Origin of the sequence: Maribacter sp. 1_2014MBL_MicDiv, assembly GCF_001865655.1 — a bacterium.
Taxonomy (GTDB): Bacteria; Bacteroidota; Bacteroidia; order Flavobacteriales; family Flavobacteriaceae; genus Maribacter; species Maribacter dokdonensis.
In genome coordinates, this window is record NZ_CP011318.1 from 1,376,865 (window position 1) to 1,395,042 (window position 18,178).

At 36.4% G+C, this 18,178-nt stretch carries 15 protein-coding genes and 1 tRNA gene; 6 read left to right on the forward strand and 10 right to left on the reverse strand.

Annotated features, from left to right (window positions below; genetic code table 11):
- Together YQ22_RS05670 and YQ22_RS05675 are read right to left on the reverse strand one after the other, a co-directional pair.
- A complete protein-coding gene (locus YQ22_RS05670) occupies positions 1 to 1,533 on the reverse strand; it encodes a peptide MFS transporter (RefSeq protein ID WP_071340399.1) in 1,533 nt (510 codons plus the stop codon).
- A gap of 16 nt (positions 1,534 to 1,549) precedes the next feature.
- Complete coding sequence (locus YQ22_RS05675; RefSeq protein ID WP_071340400.1) at positions 1,550 to 3,715, reverse strand: S9 family peptidase; 2,166 nt, start codon at positions 3,713 to 3,715, stop codon at positions 1,550 to 1,552.
- Positions 3,716 to 3,925: 210 nt separating this feature from the next.
- Here YQ22_RS05675 and YQ22_RS05680 point away from each other — a divergent pair, with 210 nt between their 5' ends.
- Positions 3,926 to 5,242 carry a hydroxymethylglutaryl-CoA reductase, degradative gene (locus YQ22_RS05680; RefSeq protein ID WP_071340401.1) on the forward strand — a complete coding sequence of 439 codons (1,317 nt, stop codon included), beginning with the start codon at positions 3,926 to 3,928 and terminating at the stop codon, positions 5,240 to 5,242.
- 11 nt (positions 5,243 to 5,253) lie between these two features.
- A complete protein-coding gene (locus tag YQ22_RS05685) occupies positions 5,254 to 6,165 on the forward strand; it encodes a GYDIA family GHMP kinase (protein WP_071340402.1) in 912 nt (303 codons plus the stop codon).
- A gap of 52 nt (positions 6,166 to 6,217) precedes the next feature.
- Here the strand turns inward: YQ22_RS05685 and YQ22_RS05690 are convergent, their stop codons facing one another.
- The 7 genes from YQ22_RS05690 to YQ22_RS05720 form a co-directional block, all read right to left on the reverse strand.
- On the reverse strand, positions 6,218 to 8,335 hold the full coding sequence (locus YQ22_RS05690) for a peptidylprolyl isomerase (RefSeq protein ID WP_071340403.1): 2,118 nt from the start codon (positions 8,333 to 8,335) through the stop codon (positions 6,218 to 6,220).
- A 110-nt stretch (positions 8,336 to 8,445) separates the two neighbouring features.
- A complete protein-coding gene (locus YQ22_RS05695) occupies positions 8,446 to 9,672 on the reverse strand; it encodes a hemolysin family protein (protein ID WP_058105144.1) in 1,227 nt (408 codons plus the stop codon).
- Between the two features lie 59 nt (positions 9,673 to 9,731).
- Entirely contained in the window at positions 9,732 to 9,938 is a 207-nt protein-coding gene (locus tag YQ22_RS05700) for a hypothetical protein (protein WP_058105041.1), read from the reverse strand.
- Positions 9,931 to 10,545 (reverse strand): LPS export ABC transporter periplasmic protein LptC, encoded by a 615-nt coding sequence (gene lptC / locus YQ22_RS05705; RefSeq protein ID WP_071340404.1) that lies wholly within the window; start codon positions 10,543 to 10,545, stop codon positions 9,931 to 9,933. The genes YQ22_RS05700 and lptC overlap by 8 nt, the downstream gene beginning before the upstream one ends.
- A 5-nt stretch (positions 10,546 to 10,550) precedes the next feature.
- Positions 10,551 to 11,924, reverse strand: a complete 1,374-nt coding sequence (locus YQ22_RS05710; RefSeq protein ID WP_071340405.1) for a hypothetical protein — start codon at positions 11,922 to 11,924, stop codon at positions 10,551 to 10,553.
- 39 nt (positions 11,925 to 11,963) lie between these two features.
- Entirely contained in the window at positions 11,964 to 13,250 is a 1,287-nt protein-coding gene (locus tag YQ22_RS05715) for a hypothetical protein (RefSeq protein ID WP_071340406.1), read from the reverse strand.
- A complete protein-coding gene (locus tag YQ22_RS05720) occupies positions 13,251 to 13,979 on the reverse strand; it encodes a type III pantothenate kinase (protein ID WP_071340407.1) in 729 nt (242 codons plus the stop codon).
- Positions 13,980 to 14,080: 101 nt separating this feature from the next.
- On the opposite strand from YQ22_RS05720, the gene YQ22_RS05725 reads away from it, so the two are divergent.
- Positions 14,081 to 14,153 (forward strand) — tRNA-Phe (locus YQ22_RS05725).
- A gap of 325 nt (positions 14,154 to 14,478) precedes the next feature.
- Here the strand turns inward: YQ22_RS05725 and YQ22_RS05730 are convergent.
- The gene (locus YQ22_RS05730; protein ID WP_071342514.1) at positions 14,479 to 16,062 is read right to left on the reverse strand and encodes a glycoside hydrolase family 32 protein; all 1,584 of its coding nucleotides are present in this window, start codon (positions 16,060 to 16,062) and stop codon (positions 14,479 to 14,481) included.
- Between the two features lie 91 nt (positions 16,063 to 16,153).
- On the opposite strand from YQ22_RS05730, the gene YQ22_RS05735 reads away from it, so the two are divergent.
- The 3 genes from YQ22_RS05735 to YQ22_RS05745 are packed head-to-tail and all read left to right on the forward strand — an operon-like array spanning position 16,154 to position 18,165.
- Positions 16,154 to 16,624 (forward strand): rhodanese-like domain-containing protein, encoded by a 471-nt coding sequence (locus YQ22_RS05735; RefSeq protein ID WP_232231321.1) that lies wholly within the window; start codon positions 16,154 to 16,156, stop codon positions 16,622 to 16,624.
- 57 nt (positions 16,625 to 16,681) lie between these two features.
- A complete protein-coding gene (locus tag YQ22_RS05740) occupies positions 16,682 to 17,353 on the forward strand; it encodes a TIGR04282 family arsenosugar biosynthesis glycosyltransferase (RefSeq protein ID WP_232231390.1) in 672 nt (223 codons plus the stop codon).
- Positions 17,350 to 18,165, forward strand: a complete 816-nt coding sequence (locus YQ22_RS05745; protein WP_058105036.1) for a purine-nucleoside phosphorylase — start codon at positions 17,350 to 17,352, stop codon at positions 18,163 to 18,165. The genes YQ22_RS05740 and YQ22_RS05745 overlap by 4 nt, the downstream gene beginning before the upstream one ends.
- The last annotated feature ends 13 nt before the right edge of the window (positions 18,166 to 18,178 follow it).

Sequence of the window (18,178 nt, forward strand, 5' to 3'; positions counted from 1 at the left end):
CTAATGTACCTTACCCATTAACTTTTTAATGATCGGTGATGCTACTAGTACAATTAACCCTGCACCTATAGCATACTTGGCTATTAATAAAAAGCCATCTGTATATACCGATAAGGTTTCAAAACCATTTACATCACCATCTGAACTTTCTATAGCCAGTTGTTTACCGATGAAGCCAACAATTTGGAATGCAAAGGCAGATGATAAGAACCATACCCCCATAATAAAAGCAATTAACCTTGCAGGAGCTAGATCAGTCATTTTAGACAACCCAACAGGTGACATAAAAAGTTCACCCACAGATAGCAAGAAATACATTAGCAACAAGTATGTGAACGGTACAAAACCATTTTCATTGGCACTACCGCCACTAATAGCAAGAACGTAAAAACTGATTCCCGCAAAAAGTAATCCCAATCCAAATTTATAAGGTGTTCTAGGGTTCCAATTCTTTTTACTTAACCATGTCCACATCATTGAAATAGGAATAGCCAAAATGATAATAAACATAGAGTTCAACGAATTGGTCTGTGCAGCCGACATAATACCGTCAAGATCAATATTTCTTGCTGCGAACAACGTAATTACACTTCCGGATAGTTCATGGAAACCCCAGAAAATGGTCATAAAAAAGGTAAGTAACACCGCGACAAACAATTCTTTTCTCTCTTTAATATTCGCTTTGAACATTTCGTAAGCCAAGTATGCCAAAACCGCTATACCAATACCTGTAAATATAATATTGACAATATTCTGATCCGCAAACATACCTTCTGTAGCAATTGCCTTATAAGAAGATAATAACAACGCAATCAACGGTGCAGACAACACAGCTAAAACCGGCACAAGAATTCCTTGTTTTACACCAAGTACCTTTTTTTCCAAGACTTGCTCATTTGGAGGTAAACCTCTATCGCCAAATACATTTTTTTGAATTCCGCTCCAAAAAACGATCAACCCGGTCAACATACCTATTCCTGCCAGACCAAAACCATAGTGCCAGCCATATGTTGCGGCCAGCCATCCACATAATAATGGAGCTACCCAGCCCCCAATATTAATACCCATATAAAATATCGTGAACCCAGAATCTTTTTTAGGATCTCCTTTTTCATAAAGCGTACCCACAAAAGTAGAAATGTTAGGTTTAAAGAACCCGTTACCCACAATAATGAGAGACAAGGCCAAAAAGAAGGCCATATTGTTTTCTATAGCCAATACAAAATGCCCTATGGACATAAGAATACCGCCCAAAAAAATTGAGTTTCGCATTCCTAAAATCTTATCTGATAATTTGCCACCAATTACGGTAGAGGCGTATACCAATGAACCATAGGAAGAATAAACTGCCGCCGTAGCATAATCTCTTTCTGCCAAGGCTTTGAATATTACGTCTATCATGTAGAGCGTGAGCAGTGCACGCATTCCGTAAAAGCTAAAACGCTCCCATAATTCTGCAAAGAATAAGTAAAATAAACCCTGTGGGTGCCCAAAAACCTGCTTTTGGTCTGAAAATTCGGTACTTTCAGTCATATTGATGTTAGTTTGATTATAGTTTTTCTTTAATAAAATTGGTCATTTTGTTATAGAGGTGAATTCTTGTATTTCCACCATAAATACCGTGGTTTTTATCCGGATAAATTCCCCAATCGAATTGCTTATCTGCCTGTATCAAAGCCTCGATCATACGCATTGAATTCTGCACATGAACATTATCATCACCAGTACCATGAATAAGTAAGTAATCGCCTTCCAACAAATGAGGATAGTTAAACGGCGAGTTATCATCATATCCACTTGGATTTTCCTGTGGTGTTTGCATATAACGCTCTGTATATATTGTATCATAAAAAGCCCATGAGGTAACAGGTGCTACGGCAATTGCCATTTCAAAAGTGTCGTTACCCTTTAAAATACAGTTTGTGGACATAAAACCACCATAGCTCCAGCCCCAAATACCTGTTCTACTTTCGTCAATGTATGGCAACTCGCTTAATTTCTTAGCAGCGGCTATTTGATCTTCTACTTCATATTTACCCAACTCTTTTTGGGTAACCTTCTTGAAATCTCTTCCTTTAAAACCCGTACCACGGCCATCTACACAGGCAACAATATAACCTTCCGCCACCAAACTCTGGTGCCAGTAGTCGTTAGCCCCCATCCAACTGTTAGATACATTTTGAGATCCAGGACCACTATATTGATACATAAACAATGGATATTTCTTAGACGAATCAAAATCTTTTGGCTTGATCATATACATGTTCAAATCATTGCCATTAATTGAAATTGTAGAAAATACTTTAGGACTCACAGCATAACTTTCCAGTCTTTGCAACAATTGACCATTATCTTTTATATCCTTTACCTTTTTACCGTTTATTGCCTTATGCAGTGTGTATACAGGTGGTATTTCAGCACTAGAATACGTATTTATAAAATACGTGAAATCTGTACTAAATGAAGCATTGTTGGTTCCTTGGGTAACAGCTAATGCCTTTTTATCATCTCCGCCGCTACTAATATTATATACCCCACGGTTTATTGATCCGTTCTCGGTAGACTGATAGTAAATTTTATCTTCGTTTTGATTGTAACCATAGTATTTGGTAACCTCCCAATCTCCCTTGGTGATCTGACTCATAAGATTACCGTCTTCCCCGTATAGATATATATGATTAAAACCGTCTTTCTCACTGGTCCAAATAAAACTATCATCTTCTAAAAAAGTAAGATTATCGGTGATATCGACATAAGCATCATCTTTCTCTTCCAGTAAAACAGATACTTCATTCTTTTTAGCATTTACGGCATACATTGTTAAATGATCCTGATGCCTGTTCAAGGTTTGAACACTCAACATATCTTTATGGTTCATCCATTTAATTCTTGGTATGTAGTATGCGCTATTTAAATCTACCGCAGCAATATTACCACTAGCCACATCTAAAAGATGTAAGGTAACTTTTGAATTGTTCTCTCCGGCCTTTGGGTATTTAAATACGTGTGGTTGTTGATATAGCCCTGTACCGTAAACATCCATTGAAAATTCGGGGACACTTGTTTCATCAAAACGTAAAAAAGCTATCTTACTTCCATCGGCATTCCATTCGAAAGCTCGTACAAAAGAAAATTCTTCTTCATATACCCAATCTGTTACACCATTTATTATTTGATTCTTAACTCCGTCTTGGGTTATTTGTTTGGTTTCACCACTTTCAATGGTAAAAATATAGAGGTTATTATCCTTCACATAGGCTACTTGGCTACCATCTGGAGAAAACAATGGTTCTTGAATTTTTGATTCACTAACCTTTACTACCTTCTTAGATGCAATTTCATATACATAAAAAACACCCAACCTTGACCTTCTAAAAATGGGTTCTATTTCAGTTGAGAGCAATAATTTTTTTTCATCATCGCTAAAGGTATAAGCTGAAAAGGAAGGTATTTCGGCTAAATCTGCAGAAGATACTACGGTACCTACTTTTTCCAAGGTCTTATAATCATATTTATCTACCGTTGTAGATTGGCTGAACCTATTTGTATGAAGTACGGTGTATAGAGTACCGTTATTCATGGAACGTAGCGCTTCAAGACCTTCTGTTCTAAAAGCACCTTGATAAATTTCGGAAACTGATATCTTTTTTTCCTGTGCCCAAATAATTACGCTGAACGAAAGTAAAATCAACGTAAATAAGTGTGTTTTTCGCATAAAAATTTGAATTTTGTTAAATCTCTCAAGTTTACCACTATTTCCTTAAAAAAACACGCTTTACTGAAAAAAAGAAGCTGGTTTTAACGCTTTGCATAGATAAATTAGATTCAGGTCAATATGCTTATCTTTACCAGCGTAAAATTGGAATCTATTGGAGGTATCCAATTCTTTACAAAACATGAACCATTAGTAGAAAGTTATATCTAAATGACCGAGCCAATAAGTGGTTTTTCCAAACTTTCCAAAGAAGAGAAAATAGATTGGATCACCACAAATTACACCCAGAATGCAGCACAATCAAGAAAAATTCTGCAAACGTATTGGAATATAGACCAAAACGTTCAACAGTTACACGATGAATTTATAGAAAATACCATTACCAACCTCTACGTACCCCAGGGCATAGCTCCCAACTTTTTAATAAACAATACGCTTTATGCCATACCCATGGCCATTGAAGAGAGTTCGGTTATAGCGGCAGCGAGCAAAGCCGCAAAGTTTTGGTTAAAAAAAGGAGGATTTAAAACAACCATATTAGGAACCGAAAAAGTAGGTCAAGTTCACTTTATATACAAGGGCGATACCAATAGGTTAAATTCTTTTTTTACTTATTTAAAGCCCATTTTATTAGCTGAAAGTGCCTCTTTAACTTCCAGTATGGAAAAAAGGGGCGGTGGTATTACAGATATTGATTTAAAAGATAAAACCAAGCAACTAGAAAACTATTACCAACTACATGCCACCTTTGAAACTAAGGATGCCATGGGTGCCAATTTTATTAACAGCTGTTTAGAACAATTTGCAGCTACTTTAAAAAAAGAGGCCGGTAATTACGATGATTTTTCCCCACAGGAAAAAGATATTGAAGTAGTAATGAGCATTCTGTCCAATTACGTACCCAATTGTAGCGTACGTGCAGAAGTTAGTTGCCCGGTTGAAGATTTAAACCTTACAGAAGAATTAACACCACAGCATACCGCCGAAAAAATAGTACAGGCCATTAATATTGCACACATAGAACCCTATAGAGCGGTTACGCATAACAAGGGCGTCATGAACGGTATAGATGCGGTTGTTTTGGCCACTGGTAACGACTTTAGGGCCATAGAGGCAGGCGTACATGCTTATGCTTGTAGAAATGGTCAATACAGCAGCCTGACCCATGCATCCATTGAAGATGGAATCTTTACATTTTGGATAGAACTTCCCTTGGCTTTAGGTACTGTTGGCGGACTCACAAATTTACATCCGCTGGTAAAACTAAACCTTGAAATACTACAACGCCCTTCTGCTGAAGAACTCATGCAAATTATAGCGGTAGCGGGTTTAGCACAAAACTTTGCAGCAGTGAGTTCATTGGTTACTACAGGAATTCAAAAAGGACACATGAAAATGCACCTTTTGAACATTCTTAACCAGCTGGGCGCCAATGAAAACGAAAAAGCTAAATTAGTTACGTATTTTAAGACCAACCCCGTAACGCACCACGGCGTTGAACTACAACTTAACGAGATAAGAAAATAAGCCTTTACCATATGCCCACATCCTTTTACAGCAACGGTAAACTATTGCTCACTGGAGAATATGCTATTCTTGACGGAGCCACAGGTCTGGCTTTGCCTACAAAATTTGGACAGTACCTGAGCTTATCACACTCAGAGTCAGAGAATTTTATTTGGAACAGTTTAGATGAAAATGATGCTGTTTGGTTCAGTTCAGAATTTTCCAAGAATAGGCTTGAAACCATTCACACTTCTGACCCGGAAGTAGCTCACAGGCTATCTCAAATTTTAGTAGCGGCTAAAAAACTTAACCCTTTATTTTCACCAAATACAGATGAAGTAAATGCTGTAGAAACAAAAGTAACCTTCCCTAGAGATTGGGGCCTTGGCACTTCTTCTACCTTAATATCAAATATAGCATCTTGGGCAGAAATTAACCCCTATGAATTACTGGAGGCCACCTTTGGCGGTAGTGGTTACGATATTGCTTGTGCTACACATAAAACGCCAATTACTTATCAAAGAAATGGCTTTAGTCCAAACATACAGGAAGTCAGTTTTAAACCTAATTTTGAAGACCGACTTTTCTTTGTTTACCTGAACGAAAAGAAAAATAGTAGAGATGCCATTACCAGTTATCGCAACTTGAATTTCAATAAAACCCAACTGCTTAGCGCAATCAACAATATCACCGATAAAATTTTAAGCTGTACTACTTTGAAGGAGTTTGAACACCTACTCAACCAACACGAAAAGATTTTATCTAAAACACTTCAGGTACCCACTATTAAAAGCACTCTTTTTGCAGACTATCCACATACAATAAAAAGTCTAGGTGCCTGGGGCGGAGATTTTGTCCTTGCTATTGGAACAGAGGATGATATGGTATATTTTAAAAATAAAGGCTACCATACCGTTCTGCCTTATCAAAAAATGATATTATAAAAAAAGAGCATCTAAATTAGATGCTCTTTTTTTATTTTGACAAACTAACTTTTTAGTAAAAAGTAGCTCTTTTATCTTCTATTTCCGCACCTTCTTTAAGAGCGTTATACACTGCTGTATTCACACGAGCAGCAGCTCCTGTTTTTAGTGCATTTGCATATACACTATAATTATCAAGCTTAGGTGCTTCGGTTTTCTTTACAATTTCAATTTTAAAGATTCCGGTGTTACCTTCTATTAAACCAGAAGTTGCACCTTCAGCCATACCATAAGCAGTTCCTACCACTACAGGCTCGCTACCTGCACCAGGAATTGTAGGAGACTTTACCGTAAGAGCAGAAGCATTTGATACACTTACACCATTATCAGATGCAATAGCACTCATGTCTTTACCTTTATTGGCTGCAATAATCTTTGCGGCTTTACGCTCTTTTCTAATTTTAGGCAACACTAGCACAGAAGCATCTTCAGCACTCATAACACCTTCTGCGTAAGAACCTGTAAGTTGAACTACTGCATAACCGTTATTAATATTGAATCTCTTAATGTCACCAACCTCAGTATCTCCATTGAAGGCCCATTGTACAATATTTCTTTGATTTGGCAAACCAGGAAGGTTTTCATCCAAAGCTTTAATTTTGTTTACCGGACGTACAACATAGTTACCCTCTTTTGCCAATGTCGAAAAAGCACTTTCATCATCCGTAGTTTCCATTTCAAATTTGGTCGCATTGGTAAACAACGTATTTATTGTTTCTTCTGAAGCTACTATCTCTCTTGAAACAGTTGCAATCTGAACCACATCTTCCTTATCATCAATTTTAATTACATGAAATCCAAAATCTGTTTCGACCATACCGATCGAACCTTCTGAGTTTCCAAATGCAAAGTCATTAAAAGCAGGAACCATTACCCCTCTTTGAAAGTACCCTAAATCTCCACCATTAGGAGCAGATGGACCATCTGAATTATCTCTAGCCAAGGTTGAAAAAACAACACCAGATTTTTTTGCTTCCCTTAATAGTTCTTTTGCCTTTGCCTCAGCTTCTTCTTTTGTTCTCTTTACTTCCGGGTTTGCTCTTGTAGCACCTTCATAAGCTAAAAGAATATGACTTGCTTTCACCGAACCGTTTGGTTTTCTAGCAATCATTTTAGAAATCTTATAAGAATCACCATCTTTATACGGTCCGTAAATTTGACCTATGTTCAAACTCATTAAGGTGTCCGCAACACTAGATGGTAAATTTTTCTTAGCCTTAAAAATAGTATCGAACTTGGTGTCTGAATATCTATCTAAAAATGCCGCAACATCTTTTGTATTTCTAAAACCTCTGATAGTATCGTTACGGTCTGTTTGAGAATTATACTCGATCGTATCGTCTAAAAGTTTTGTGATTTCTTCTTTGATAGCAGCTTCATCAGCTTCAGAAGGCTTTTCCTGAAAAAATACATACTGTAAATCTCTTGCAGGGTCCTGCTTGTACTCTTCTTTATGCTTGCTAACGTAATCTGCAATTTCGCTTTTAGTTACTGTAATTGTACTATCTGGAATAGAAGTATAAGGTACTCTTACATACTTAATATCCATTTTCTCGTTAGCCAATTTATAATCTAACTCACCTTCTTTTAAGGTAGCACCAACGCCTGCCTTAACCATGTTAAAGTAAGTTTGCTCTTTTGCCAATTGTACGATCTCAGCTTCTGTTTGCAACCAGGCTTCATATTGCGCAGAATTGTTCACTTTCCAATCTGCAACGGTCTGCTTAAACATATTTGCATCAAACTGACCATTTTGATCTTGAAATTGAGGATTTTGAGCATAACCTGTTGTTCTTAAAAAGTCAACGATCTGATCTTGCTCTATACCAATACCTAAATCTTCAAACTGCTCACCTAAGATGGTCTTTCTTATTTTATTTTCCCAAACCTGATTTACCACTTGCATATTAGATGCAGTAGGACCAATTCTGTTAGAAGCCACCTCAACCTCTTGTCTAAATTCATCAATAGAAATATCTTCTCCATTAATTTCGGCTACGGACGAACCTACTTTATCTCCTCCAAAATTGCTACTGGTAAATACCCCAGAAATAACAAATGCAAAAAGTGCCAAACCTATGATCAAGATCAACACTGTTGTACGTTTCCTAATATTTTCTAATACTGCCATTCTTATTAACGTTTAAAATAATCGTTTGTGGTTATTGGGTGGCAAAACTACCATTTTTAATTGAAATAATAAAAACTAATAAGCCACCTAATTTATTGATTGATGCACTGTTATTCCTCTTCCAAAACTTCTATGGAAATCAAATCTATTTTTGTGTTAGAAACTTCCAACACGGTAAACTTATATTGCTCTATAGTAAGCTCTACCTCTTTCTCAGGTATTTCACCCAAAGTATGCACTAAAAGCCCACCAAGGGTCTCATATTCATCTGATACAGGAAGACTTAATTTATAATTTTCATTGATATCATCTACTTCTAACCTTGCAGAGAACAAATAATGACGCTCATCTACCCGCTCTTCCCTTAAATCCGTAGTATCATGCTCATCTTCGATCTCACCAAAAAGTTCTTCAACAATATCTTCTACCGTTACCAAACCAGAGGTACCGCCGTATTCATCTAAAACAACAGCTATACTTTTTCGTTTTTTGATGAGAACATTCAATATATCTTGAATAAGCATGGTCTCCGGCACAAATTCAACCGGCAGTAAAATACTTTTAATTGTCTTAGGTTTTTTAAAAAGCTCATAAGAGTGTACATAGCCTATAACATTATCTACGGTATCATTATATACCAGTATTTTAGAATAGCCCGTTTCCGTAAACAATTTCGCCAAGTTTTTTGGAGTTTCATGCATTTCTACCGCAACTATTTCAGTTCTAGGCACCATAACTTCCCTAGCCTTTACAGCTGCAAACTCTAAAGCATTCTGAAAAATCTGTATTTCAGTATCTACTTCATCTTCCTCCTCTACCGTTTCCATTTGCTCGGTAATGTAATCTCCCAACTCTAACTTGCTAAATGCCAATTGGACCTCATCACCTGATGTACCAAATACGTACTTCAAAATAATATCGGACACCCAAATAATAAAGTCGGATATAAATGAAAAAAGTATATAAAATAAAAATGCAGGTATCGCCAATAATTTCAAAAGGTTATTGGCATAAATCTGAAATAGTACTTTAGGTAAAAATTCAGCGGTAATCAAAATGATGAACGTAGATATCAAAGTTTGGGTCAACAAACTAAAATCTGTAATCAACAACTGCAAAATTGCATTATCGGGCACTATTTCAGTGAACCAGTTCATGAGCAATTCTCCCATGAAAAGTCCATAAATTACCAATGCTATATTGTTACCAATAAGCATGGTAGCTATAAATTTTGATGGTTTTTTAGTTAACCTTGTCAGTACAGTTGCTAAAAAGCCCTCTTGTTTTTTCTCAATTTCAATATGAATTTTGTTCGCAGAAATAAAGGCAATTTCCATTCCTGAGAAAAATGCTGAAAAAATCAAGGAAAGTATAATGATAATACCGGCTGTACCCACTATTTATTTTGATTATCACGCTTACGCTGTTCAAATTTCTTTCTATAATTTCGTCTAAACAAGAACATACCTATTGAAATTACGGCAAAAAATATAAAGAAATACGCCATACTTCGATCGGTATTCCAATCCGTTATTATTCTATAGATAGAAAAGCCCGCGACTATAACGTACAAATACTCTGTATATCTTAAAATATTAATCATTTTTTTCTTCTTTATCTTCTTCTTTGATCAACATTAAACCATAGGTTTTATGTGCATTTAAAAACTTCAGGTCTTTTTGTATATCCATACCTTCACCATCCATTTCAGTACCGTCATCTGGATTGGTAAACGTAAATTTTTCTTGGGTAAAAGCCCACTCATTACCACGATCATAATATAGCTGTGATGTAGCTAGCTTTTTACCGTCATCTCCTTTTATAAGCACATTACCACGCAAATCTACAATAGAAGTCTTAGAGTACAATACTCCATAATCTGCCTCTATCGTTGTTTTTTCATTTTTCTCGTTAAAAATTTCCACCAGCAGACCTTCTGGAAAAGTTTGATACGGAAATGAAAGCTGCTCAAAATCGTTTCTGATCGGTCCGGATAATACTGCCATTACCCTAGACGAACCGTCATCTTCAGATCCTAATTTTTCAGGTGTTTCAGTATAGGTCAGCACAAAATCCTCTACTACACCCCTGGGGTAAATTTTCTTTACCGCTTCTTCACCCACTCTCTTGTAATTATCTTGACAAGATAAAAAAAGCATTGCCATGGTACATACCACGGCAATGCCTCTAAAATTATAAATCTGTTTCATTTTCTCTATAAAGAAGGTACTTTCACGCTACCACCAACCCAACAGTTGAACGTAACGGTCTTACCGGCCATACCTGAACTAAAGATCATTTCTTTAGTTGGAGCCTTAGCACTGTAACTGTTTGCCGCTTGACTAGCTGAACCTCCTAATGAAGGATCCACTCTTCCTGCTTGTCTAGCCATATCCGCAGCTTTCCAGTAAATTGCTCTCTTTTCAAACGCTGAGCTACCACAATCGTTAGCACTTGTTGCGTACAAGTTAGCAATTAAAAGATATGCACGACCATTTGACGGGTTAGCATCAATAGCTTTTTGAGCGTATTTACGTGCAGTAGACTTACTACCTTTTCTTTTATTGATCACTGCAACTTTGTAAGCGATCTTAGATTTCTTATCGTTATCTGTTTCTAGAGATAATGCCTTATCAAAATCCGCAAGGGCACCAGAACTATCTCCGTTCTTCATTTTTAAAGTACCACCGTAAACATAAGCATCTGCAGATGGATCTAGAGACAATTGTGCTTCAAATAACTTTTGGAACATTGGATCATCTGTACACTCTTTGTTGAACATAAGACCTACCGCTCTTTTTACCCAAACAACATCACCCTTTTTCTCTTCAAAACTCTTTTCATATAAAGGAATAAGGTTACTACAATCTGCCAATGGACCTAATTTAGAATCAATACTACCAGCAATCTTACCATAAACCTCAGAGTAAGAGTTATAAGACTTTAAACGAGACTTTTCTTTTGAAGTTAAAGTACCAGCTTCTTCTTTTGGTAAAAGCTTAGCTATTTTACCTGTAAGCTTTTCATTTTCAGTTTCTATTTTTTCGGTAACTGCGTCATATACATCAAAAACTTCTTGTAGATTTTTTCTACCTGCTTTGTGCTCATCAACCAAACTAGAGAAATAGATATATAAAGCCTTTGGGTTTGTAAAATTAGCTTCATCTTTTGTAAATGCCTCGCTTAACATACTGTACATCTTAGCATCATCTGCCATTTTGTTATCGTACATTACCAATGCCTTATCTACCATTGTTTCACCCGGACTAGTTTTAGATGAAAAATGTTTAAGCTTATTGTCATAAAGCCCCATAAGATCGTTGGCAAACTTTTCTTTGTCTGCACCTGTAGCCTTATCTACCTTATCTTTTAGGATACGCTCACCATAAACATATATAGCATTGTTTAATTGAGGACATGTTTCATAAACCATTTTCCATGGCTCATAGGCCGCTTCATAATTTTTAACTTTTGCATGCTCGGAAAATATTGACAGGTTGGTCATACATTCAGGGTTTTGCGCCTGCGCATTGCTCACTCCCATCATCCCAAGGAACATAATTGCCGTGAAGTAAAGTTTCGATTTCATTTTTTCTCTTTTTAAAATGGTTAATGTACTAAATTTTTATTAATTGATTTTTCTTTTCTGGAACCAACGATCGTTCAATGAGAGACCTACATTAAATTTAAAATAGCTTTCTTCAATCAAATCCGCCCTAGTAGTCCCTCTTCTACCAAACTCAAAACCTAAGTTAAGGTTAGAGAAACTTCTGCCCAGTGGTAAGCCTAATCCAAAAGTTATGCCAAAGTTATTTATATCAACATCGTTCACCAACATACCCGTCTTATCTAAACGTAGACCTGCACGGTAGGTAACCCTTTTTAAATAACTTGTAAATGAATCATGATCAGGGGTTAGAAAGGCACCAAAGGCAAATGAACTTGCATCTTCATACGCCACATTAGCAGAACCCAAGAAAGCATTTTCAAAAGAACTCATTTCTTGAAAACTATATTCTGCACCCACAAACCATTTATAATCTTCACCATAACCAATACCCAAAGTAGTAGTGGTCGGCATCTTTAATTCTGTATTCTCTAAATTCTGAGCAGCCAAATTCACCTCTAGCTCTTCTATGGTTACACCACTGGCTACTGAAAAAGAACCCAATTGCCTATCATTCTTGGAAACCAAATTACCTTGGGTGTTCACACGAACCGATGTATGAAGTCTTTGCCTACCCTTGATCAAAGGCGTATAATTTAAAGCATAGTTGAAATCAAAACCATTTACTCTAGATGAACGCCTATCAAATGTACCAAACTGCACATCTTCTATTTGCTGCAACCTTTCACTTTCAAGTGTACCAAAATTGAAATTAACGGTAGCACCTATACTTAAGTCTTTTACAATTTCATACCCAATTGAATAAAAAGCGCGGGTTAAACCACCCTCACCAGTATAAACATTAGTTAACGACCCGCCTGTTTCGGTACGATCATCAACCAAATTATATCCTACCGAAGAATATGGCATTATACCAAACCCCATACCCAAACCTTTACCTACACTAAAACCAAGTGCCAAGTAATCTAAACTTGTAATAGAGCTTTCCTCTTCTGCTGTGAAACTTTTAAGCGTAAATTGTTTATTGGAGACTCCTGCGGTATAGGTCACCAATCCTTCCCTATCCATAACTTCTAGACCTAACTTACCAAAAGCCGCTGGGTTTTTTAAATTGATATGAATACTATCGGCATATACACCAATACCTCCCATCATTTGATTTTCTACCGTACTGTTATTTTTTAAGTCACCTATTCCATAAAAAGAATAAGGAGAAACAGTACCATCTTGAGCGTACAAACCAATAGTGGTTATGTATACAATTGTAATTACAATTTTTCTGATCATTTAGTGCTTGTTGTATTCCAGCAAATAATTAAGCCCTTTCAGGAGAAATTTGGAATCCGCAAATATGGTATTTTTTAATCGTTTAGACAAAAATAGTGTGTCTCCACCGGTTAAAATAACTGTTAAATTTTTAAATCTTGCTTTGTAAAGATCAATGACACCGTCTATTTCCAGTGTAATTCCATTTACCGCCCCACTGTGTAGACAGTTTTCTGTGGTGTTGCCAATGTAGTCTAACAGCTCCTTTTTTTCAAGTAATGGCAATTTAGATGTTTGGTAATGCATAGCATTGTACCGCATTTGCAAGCCCGGGGAAATTGCGCCGCCTAGGTACTCATCAAAATCATTGATCATATCATACGTAACACAGGTTCCGGCATCAATAACCAAATTATTTTGATGTGGATTATAATAATAGGCAGCCGTAGCCAAGGCCAAACGATCTACACCCAAAGTTTGTGGAGAGGCATATGAGTTCTTAAACGGCACTTTTGACGCATGACTAAGCTCATGAAGTTCACTAAAAATAGCCAAAACCTTAATCTGGTCCTTTGAAATTGACCCTACACTAGAAATTATTGAAAATTCTATTTTAGGAAATTCCTTGAAAATTCTTTTTACCGCCTCAACAAACAAATCTACAACAACAGTCTCTAAATGAATTATTTCCGACTTTTTAAAGATCGCTAATTTGACATTTGTATTACCCGCATCAACAATTAAATTCATGTTGCAAAGATTAAAAATTAAAAAAACATTTTTCTTTTTTTACGATTTAGTTTGGAAATCATAAAATTGAAATTATATTTGCACCCGCTTACAGCAAGCATGGTGCCTTAGCTCAGTTGGTAGAGCAATGGACTGAAAATCCATGTGTCCCTGGTTCGATTCCTGGAGGCACCACAATAAATCCTTACTTAACGGTAAGGATTTTTTTGTTTACATCCCTTTCTTTTCTACACCAAAAATATACAAGGATAGCCAACCTACATACCATTACAGCTGTATTTTTCACTTTATAAGTTGTAAGTAGACAAATTGTAGAGCTTCCAGTGAAAATTTGCAAATCAAATTAGGAGCGGTACTGTTAATACCGACTAAAGACTACTTTAGCCGATATTAACACAATATAGTGAAGCAAACTTCTACCAATAGATAGAAAGTAAATAAAGATTAAATTTTAGCGTAAATTAAATAGGCGCAATCCATACAATGATTTTACAACATGTTAATCCCAAACCCGTTCTACCTTATGTTCTGTAAAATCTTCAATTTTTAATTCATTTTCTGAATTGTTCACAATGGTCAAAGCCCTAAAAAACTCATTGGGGAAAATTTGATTGGTCATCACATACTGACCCTCATTGATGAATAGCTCTAACGAAGAATGGTCTAAAAGCATCATTATTTCTATAGGTCCGTCCGGTATATTCGGAATCTTCATTTGTTGAACACCAGGAGCAAATTTTTCACTAAAATCTATCTTACCCGATTTTCTTCGGTCAAAAGTGACAACTTTCTTGTCCCTATCAACATCTATACTCACGCTATCGCCATTTTTATTTCTAAAGTACATTTGCGCATTGGGCACAGAAAGCGTAAACTGTATTTTACTCTGGTTTCCATATTTAAGAGGCATAATTCTTTTTCTCGTAGGCAAGATTTCCAAAACACTTTCCGGATAAGCCATTGCTACGTGCCTCTCAAAACTTTCTAATGGATAGTTGTACAACAACACGTCATCATTTACTTTCCGCAAGGTCAATTCTCTAGGCACTGTCATTGCACTTCGCCATTTATCGGTAGGTGTATCTCTTGCATAGTCCCAATTGCTCATCCATCCAATAAAAACACGTTCATCATTAGGTGCATCGTTATAGGTTACTCCTGCATAATTATCCCTACCTAAATCTATCCACTTATGCTCCACTTGGTCCGAGGTAAATGTTTCTCCATCAAAATCTCCTATAAAATATTGCGTACCACTACCCCCATTTGGTGCACCCGGATTTATACTGATCAATAATACCCATTTTATCTCATTTGTACCTTCAATCTTCAACGGAAATAAATCTGGACATTCCCAAACACCTCCATGAGCACCTTGCTCTTTACCAAACTCACTAACTTTTTCCCACTCTTTTAAATTAGGAGAGTTCCATATTTGCAAATGATCACCTGCCACTAGTAGCATTGTCCAAGTTTCTGCCTTATCGTTCCAAAACACTTTGGGATCCCTAAAGTCTTTAATGCCGGTATTACCGATTACAGGGTTACCTTCATACTTGGTCCAACCATCACCATTATCTAAGCTATAGGCAATGCCCTGAGTTTGAAAATCTTTTTTACCTGCTTGCTCGCCCCCCATGTCATGATAGGTAAAAATAGCCACCATTGCCGTCTTATCTTCCGTGCCAAAACCCGAAGTGTTATTATGGTCCATAACGGCACTACCAGAAAATATAAATCCATGTTCATCTGGAAAAAGCGCAACCGGCTTGTGCTTCCATTTCATCATATCTTTACTTACCGCATGACCCCAATGCATGGGTCCCCAAACGGTACTATCCGGGTAATATTGATAGAACAAATGATATTCCCCATCAGTATAAACAAGTCCGTTTGGATCGTTCATCCATTTTTCTTCTGGTGTATAATGATATTGAGATCTATAGGGTTCTATATAATACCCTGTTGGCTCTACATCTTCCGTGAAGGCTTCTTGTTTAACGTCTTGTTTACAACTAGTTATTAAAATACCCATTATAAAGACAAACACCTGTAAGCCATTATTTTGCAAAGTTTTAACCATAAATTCACTTTTCAACCGGCACTTCTTGAAATCTAATTATAGTACCTTTGTAAAGATGAAAATACTAATTTCTAAATTAATATTCTGTCTTGTGATTTTATTACACTTCTCTAATAAAAGCTTAGGTCAAGACAAAATTACAAAGGCTTTGAATTCTTGGAACCAAGGTACTATACCTTATGTATATTTTGATAATCTACCGATTACCGATTCTATTGCATACTTAGATACAAGGGAAAAAGAAGAATTTGAGGTAAGTCACCTAAAAAATGCCATTTGGGTAGGATACAAAACATTTGACGAGCAAAAAGTTCTAGAATCTTTACCTAACAAAACACAACCTATTATAGTATACTGTTCTATTGGTGTTCGCTCAGAAGATATTGGCGAGAAATTAAAAGAATTAGGGTATACCAAAATTCTAAATCTTTACGGAGGGATTTTTGATTGGAAAAATAAAGGCGGACAAGTTTTTAACGACAAAGAAATACCTACCGATAGTGTTCATGCTTTTAGCAAGCATTGGGGCAAACTTTTACAAGAAGGAATTAAGGTGTACTAGTTAGGAGTTAGGAGTTAGGAGTTAGGAGTTAGGAAAATTTAAAGAATCAGATTGGGAATATTACAAAACAATAAGACGGAAAAAGACGAGAAAATTATAGATTTCACTCTCGCAAACTCAAACAACCTTTTGCTTATTTTCACCAGAAACCCAGAACTTGGTAAAGGCAAAAGGCGTTTAGCTGCAACTGTAGGTGACCAAGCCGCATTTGATATTTACAAATTTTTATTAGCGCACACGGTAGCCATTACCAAAAATCTTTATGCCGAAAAACAGGTGTATTACTCTGAAGAAATTTGGAATAACGATGTTTGGGACAATTCTAAGTTTGATAAAAAAATACAAATAGGCGATGACCTTGGCATTCGTATGGCAAATGCCTTTCAAGAAGGATTTCATAACGAATATCAAAAAATCATTATCATTGGCAGTGATATGCTAGACCTTTCTCAAGATGATTTAGAAGATGCATTTAAGGCTTTAGAGAAAAACGATTTTGTAATAGGTCCTGCAGAAGATGGAGGATATTATTTATTGGGCATGAAAAAATTTATGCCCGAACTTTTTAAAAATAAATCATGGGGAACGGAAACCGTTTTAAAGGACACCTTAGCAGACCTGAAAAATGAAACAACCGCCCTTTTAGAAACAAAAAACGACGTTGATTATTATGAGGACATAAAGGATATTGAAGCCTTTGCCCCTTTTTTAAAACATATGAAAAAATGATGAAAGAAGAACTTTTAGAGTCTGTAGCTTACCTTAAGAACAAAGGTTTTGACAACCCAGAAATTGGTATTGTACTGGGCACAGGATTAGGAAAATTAGTAGATAGTATTGAAGATCCCATAGATGCCCATTATAACCACATTCCATTTTTTCCATTGGCCACCGTAGAATTTCATACCGGAAAATTAGTCTATGGAACCATATCCGGAAAAAAAGTTGTGGTCATGCAAGGTCGTTTTCACCTTTATGAGGGGTATGACTTTCTAGACATTACCTACCCAATTCGCGTAATGCATATGTTAGGTATTTCAAAACTGTTCATCTCTAACGCCGCTGGTGCGGTAAACCTAGATTTTAAGAAAGGAGATATGATGTTGATAGAAGATCATATTAACCTTCAAGGAGGCTCTCCATTGGCATTTAAAGGTGTAAGCGAATTTGGCGAACGTTTTGCAGATATGTCTGAACCTTACGATGTAGATATGCGCAACAAACTTACCGCCATTGCAAAAGAGCATGACATTTCATTGAAAAGCGGTGTGTATGCATCTGTTGTAGGACCTCAATTGGAAACTAGGGCAGAATACAGGATGATCAAATTAATAGGAGCAGATGCAGTAGGTATGAGTACCGTACCAGAGGTCATAGTTGCCAATCACTTATCATTACCCATAGTGGCCGTTTCTGTTTTAACCGATGAGTGCGACCCAGATAACCTAAAACCTGTTGATATAGGTGAAATTATTTCCATTGCCGAAAAAACAGAACCAAAAATGGTGAAATTATTCAAGGAATTGATCAAGCAACTGTAAGGTACTCCAGTAT

Excerpts from the sequence above, each read along its gene's own strand:
- YQ22_RS05715 (WP_071340406.1), bottom strand. The coding sequence starts at position 13,250 with ATGATCAGAAAAATTGTAATTACAATTGTATACATAACCACTATTGGT.
- YQ22_RS05670 (WP_071340399.1), bottom strand. The coding sequence starts at position 1,533 with ATGACTGAAAGTACCGAATTTTCAGACCAAAAGCAGGTTTTTGGGCAC.
- YQ22_RS05680 (WP_071340401.1), top strand. The coding sequence starts at position 3,926 with ATGACCGAGCCAATAAGTGGTTTTTCCAAACTTTCCAAAGAAGAGAAA.
- YQ22_RS05720 (WP_071340407.1), bottom strand. The coding sequence starts at position 13,979 with ATGAATTTAATTGTTGATGCGGGTAATACAAATGTCAAATTAGCGATC.
- YQ22_RS05690 (WP_071340403.1), bottom strand. The coding sequence starts at position 8,335 with ATGGCAGTATTAGAAAATATTAGGAAACGTACAACAGTGTTGATCTTG.
- YQ22_RS05745 (WP_058105036.1), top strand. The coding sequence starts at position 17,350 with ATGATGAAAGAAGAACTTTTAGAGTCTGTAGCTTACCTTAAGAACAAA.
- YQ22_RS05730 (WP_071342514.1), bottom strand. The coding sequence starts at position 16,062 with ATGGTTAAAACTTTGCAAAATAATGGCTTACAGGTGTTTGTCTTTATA.
- YQ22_RS05710 (WP_071340405.1), bottom strand. The coding sequence starts at position 11,924 with ATGAAATCGAAACTTTACTTCACGGCAATTATGTTCCTTGGGATGATG.
- lptC (WP_071340404.1), bottom strand. The coding sequence starts at position 10,545 with ATGAAACAGATTTATAATTTTAGAGGCATTGCCGTGGTATGTACCATG.
- YQ22_RS05675 (WP_071340400.1), bottom strand. The coding sequence starts at position 3,715 with ATGCGAAAAACACACTTATTTACGTTGATTTTACTTTCGTTCAGCGTA.
- YQ22_RS05695 (WP_058105144.1), bottom strand. The coding sequence starts at position 9,672 with ATGGAAATTGCCTTTATTTCTGCGAACAAAATTCATATTGAAATTGAG.
- YQ22_RS05700 (WP_058105041.1), bottom strand. The coding sequence starts at position 9,938 with ATGATTAATATTTTAAGATATACAGAGTATTTGTACGTTATAGTCGCG.
- YQ22_RS05685 (WP_071340402.1), top strand. The coding sequence starts at position 5,254 with ATGCCCACATCCTTTTACAGCAACGGTAAACTATTGCTCACTGGAGAA.